Source organism: Streptomyces sp. NPDC054847, from assembly GCF_053610925.1.
This window is the reverse complement of the sequence record NZ_JBSGZJ010000567.1, coordinates 1-4053: the sequence shown is the minus strand read 5'-3', so window position 1 is coordinate 4053 and position 4053 is coordinate 1. Positions and strand designations below refer to the sequence as shown.

Here is a 4053-nt window from a genome sequence, read left to right as displayed (position 1 = left end):
GGGGCAGGTAAGGGGAACCGCCCGGCGCAGCGGCTACATCGCCATGGCGCCCAGCCACGCGTCCAGCACCGCGCCCCCGCCCCGGACCGTGAAACGGTCCTCGTCCGGCCGGCGGCGGCCGTAGACGAGGAGCAGGAGGTCGGCCACGTCCGCCGTCACGGTGACGTCGGCCGCCTCCGCCGTGGCCGTCCACGAGAAGCCGGCGGCGCCGAACGTGAGCGTCCAGGCCGCACCGGTGTCCCGGGCGAGCAGCCGGACCGAGCCGCCGGCCGACGACGCCAGCCGCTCCGTGACCCAGGTGAGACAGGGCACGTTCTCGAAGAACTCCGCGATGCCGTCCGCCGCCGTCCCCGGCTCGACGCGGGGTTCCTGCCCGAGGGCCAGCTGCGCGTCGGCGCAGTGGATCACCGCCTCGAAGAGCAGCCGCCGCGGGTAGAAGGCGACGCGCTGGTCCGCGCCGTAGGACCACATCGGAAGGTCCGGGTCCACCGTGCGCAGGGTGCGCAGGGAGGACTCGGCGGCGCCGGCCATCCACTGCGGGTACGCCGACGGCTCGTCCGGCAGGTCGAGAGGCACTTCACGCGCCCGGACACGCTCGGCGGCCCGGATGCGTACGACATGCTCCGCCCAGCGGTGCGTCGTGCCGTGGTGCGCGACCAGATCGGCCAGGGTCCAGCCGGGGCAGGTGGGGACGGGCGTCGCCGGGTCCGCGTCCCGTACCGCCGCCGTGAAGTCGGCCACGACGCGCGCGATCGACTCGCAGTACCGCTCGTGCTGGTCGTCGTCGAGGCCGAAGCTGTCCGGCACCCGGAGCAGGCCGTCGCGCCAGCCGCCTTCCGGGTGGCGTCCGGCCGCCGCGCGGACACGTTCCGCGAGCTCGCGGCGGTCCGCGGGAGGGAGCCTGTCCAGCAGGAACGCGGTGGATTCGAGCCACTTCACGGCGGTGTCCGGGTCGAGCACGTCGTCGTCGCAGGTGTCGATCAGGGTCACCACTTCGGCCAGCGCTTCGGCCAGGGCGTTGAGCAGCGCGTCACTCACGAAAGCTCCCCTCCGGGTACGGAACCGACGGACCCTACCGCACGGTAGGATCGCTGCGCCATGGAGATCAGTGCCAACTACACCAGCTACGTCGCGGTCGGTGACTCGTTCACGGAGGGCATGTCCGATCTGCTCCCCGACGGCTCCTACCGCGGCTGGGCGGACGTCCTCGCGGGCCGGCTGGCGGCCCGTACCCCCGGCTTCCGCTACGCGAACCTCGCGGTGCGCGGCAAGCTGATCGGACAGATCGTCGCCGAGCAGGTCGATGTCGCCGCCTCGATGAACGCCGACGTGATCACCCTCGTCGGCGGACTCAACGACACCCTGCGGCCCAAGTGCGACATGGTGCGGGTGCGCGATCTCCTGGAGGAGGCGGTGGAGAAGCTCGCGCCGTCGTGCCGGCAGCTGGTGCTGATGCGCAGCCCCGGCCGCCAGGGCCCGGTGATGGAGCGGTTCCGTCCGCGGATGGAGGAACTGTTCGCCCATGTCGACTCGCTCGCGGCACGGCACGGCGCGCTCGTCGTCGACCTCTATGGCTCCGCCGCTCTTGGCGATCAGCGAATGTGGGACGTGGACCGGCTGCACCTGACGGCCGAGGGGCACCGCCGGGTCGCGGAGGCGGTCTGGCAGACGCTCGGCCTGGAGGCCGAGGACGACTGGCAGGCACCATTGCCGCCGGCACTCCGGTCGAGCTGGGCGGCGCGGCGGGTCGCCGACGCGCAGTTCGCCCGCCGGCACCTGGGGCCGTGGATCGGGCGGCGGCTGACCGGGCGGTCCTCCGGCGACGGCAGGCCCGCGAAGCGGCCCGACCTGCTGCCTTACGAGCCCTTCCGGCCGCCGTCGGCCGACGCCTGACGTCCTCGTAGCAAGCTACAACCACGGGCGGGGCGCTGAGCTGCGCAAACCCACAGTAGAATCTGCACACGTGACTGCTGTGTCTGCGAAGCCTCGCATCCCCAATGTTCTTGCCGGCCGCTACGCCTCCGCGCAGCTCGCCGTGCTCTGGTCCCCCGAGCAGAAGGTGAAGCTGGAGCGTCAGCTCTGGCTGGCCGTGCTGCGCGCGCAGAAGGACCTCGGGATCGAGGTACCGGACGCCGCGCTGGCCGACTACGAGCGGGTGCTCGACCAGGTCGACCTGGCGTCGATCGCCGAGCGCGAGAAGGTCACCCGCCACGACGTGAAGGCCCGGATCGAGGAGTTCAACGCCCTCGCCGGCCACGAGCACGTCCACAAGGGCATGACCTCCCGTGACCTCACGGAGAACGTCGAGCAGCTCCAGGTCCGGCTGTCGCTGGAGCTGATGCGCGACCGTACGGTCGCCGTGCTCGCACGGCTGGGCAAGCTCTCCGGCGAGTACGCGGAGCTGGTCATGGCCGGCCGGTCCCACAATGTCGCCGCCCAGGCCACCACGCTCGGCAAGCGGTTCGCGACGGCCGCCGACGAGCTGCTCGTCGCCCACGGGCGGCTCGAGGACCTGCTGGGCCGCTACCCGCTGCGGGGCATCAAGGGCCCCGTCGGCACCGCGCAGGACATGCTCGACCTGCTGGGCGGCGACGCCGCGAAGCTGGCCGAGCTGGAGCAGCGCATCGCCGCCCACCTGGGCTTCGGCCACGCGTTCACCTCGGTGGGCCAGGTCTACCCCCGGTCGCTGGACTACGACGTCGTGTCCGCCCTGGTGCAGCTGGCGGCGGCGCCTTCTTCGGTGGCCAAGACGATCCGCCTGATGGCCGGGCACGAGCTGGTCACCGAAGGTTTCAAGCCGGGCCAGGTCGGCTCGTCCGCGATGCCGCACAAGATGAACACCCGCTCCTGCGAGCGCGTCAACGGCCTGATGGTCATCCTGCGGGGCTACGCCTCGATGACCGGCGAGCTCGCCGGCGACCAGTGGAACGAGGGCGACGTGTCCTGCTCCGTGGTCCGCCGGGTGGCCCTGCCCGACGCATTCTTCGCGCTCGACGGGCTGCTGGAGACGTTCCTGACGGTGCTCGACGAGTTCGGCGCGTTCCCGGCGGTCGTCGCCCGTGAGCTGGACCGCTACCTCCCGTTCCTCGCCACCACGAAGGTCCTCATGGGCGCGGTCCGTGCCGGAGTCGGCCGCGAGGTCGCGCACGAGGCGATCAAGGAGAACGCGGTCGCGTCCGCCCTCGCCATGCGGGAGCAGGGTGCGGAGCGCAACGAGCTGCTGGACAAGCTCGCCGCCGACGAGCGGATCCCGCTGGACCGCGCGCAGCTGGACGAACTGATGGCGGACAAGCTGTCGTTCACCGGTGCCGCCGGCGACCAGGTGACCGCTGTGGTCTCCAGGATCGAGGAGATCGCCAAGCAGCACCCGGAGGCCGCCGCCTACACCCCGGGCGCGATCCTCTGACCCGCCCCACCCCGGCAGAGCTGGAGGCCGCCCGCGACCGCGTCATCGACGACGTGGTCGCGGACGGCCTTTCCGTGCTGTTCTGCGGCATCAACCCGGGCCTGATGTCCGGTGCCACCGGACATCACTTCGCCCGCCCCGGCAACCGTTTCTGGCCGGTGCTGCACCTGTCGGGGTTCACGCCGCGGCGGCTGCTGCCGTCGGAGCAGCGTGAGCTCCTCGACTACGGACTCGGCATCACCAACGTGGTGGCACGCACGACCGCCCGGGCCGACGAGGTGAGCGACGAGGAATTCCGCGAGGGCGGCCGGCTGCTGGCCGCGAAGGTGGAGCGGCTGGAGCCGCGGTGGCTGGCCGTGGTGGGCGTGACCGCTTACCGCACGGCGTTCGGGGAGCGGGCCGCCCGGATCGGGCCGCAGGAACGGACGATCGGCGGCGCGCGGGTGTGGGTGCTGCCCAACCCCAGTGGGCTCAATGCCCATTGGACGCTCCAGGCGATGGCCGAGGAGTACGGCCGGCTACGGAAGGCCGCCGGCCGGCCCTGAGGGTCGTGTACGCGCGGCAAGCACCGCCCGGCGCTGCGGCAGGGCCCGCCCGGGCGGGCTGCCGTTGTCCGTGCCCGCCGCGGCCGACACCGCCCCTGTCGC

The 4053-nt window shown here is 72.4% G+C and carries 4 protein-coding genes; 3 read left to right on the top strand and 1 reads right to left on the bottom strand.

What is annotated here, in order from left to right; genetic code table 11:
• Positions 1-33: 33 nt before the first annotated feature.
• Complete coding sequence (locus tag ACWGH4_RS32445) at positions 34-1038, bottom strand: maleylpyruvate isomerase family mycothiol-dependent enzyme (protein ID WP_453467168.1); 1005 nt, start codon at positions 1036-1038, stop codon at positions 34-36.
• Positions 1039-1098: 60 nt separating this feature from the next.
• Here ACWGH4_RS32445 and ACWGH4_RS32440 point away from each other — a divergent pair, with 60 nt between their 5' ends.
• The 3 genes from ACWGH4_RS32440 to mug all read left to right on the top strand — a co-directional run bounded on the left by ACWGH4_RS32440 (position 1099) and on the right by mug (position 3951).
• Entirely contained in the window at positions 1099-1893 is a 795-nt protein-coding gene (locus tag ACWGH4_RS32440) for an SGNH/GDSL hydrolase family protein (protein ID WP_453467166.1), read from the top strand.
• A gap of 70 nt (positions 1894-1963) precedes the next feature.
• On the top strand, positions 1964-3406 hold the full coding sequence (purB, locus tag ACWGH4_RS32435; RefSeq protein ID WP_005320314.1) for an adenylosuccinate lyase: 1443 nt from the start codon (positions 1964-1966) through the stop codon (positions 3404-3406).
• Complete coding sequence (mug, locus tag ACWGH4_RS32430) at positions 3403-3951, top strand: G/U mismatch-specific DNA glycosylase (protein ID WP_453467170.1); 549 nt, start codon at positions 3403-3405, stop codon at positions 3949-3951. The genes purB and mug overlap by 4 nt, the downstream gene beginning before the upstream one ends.
• Positions 3952-4053: the final 102 nt, after the last annotated feature.

Excerpts from the sequence above, each read along its gene's own strand:
- ACWGH4_RS32440 (WP_453467166.1), top strand. The coding sequence starts at position 1,099 with ATGGAGATCAGTGCCAACTACACCAGCTACGTCGCGGTCGGTGACTCG.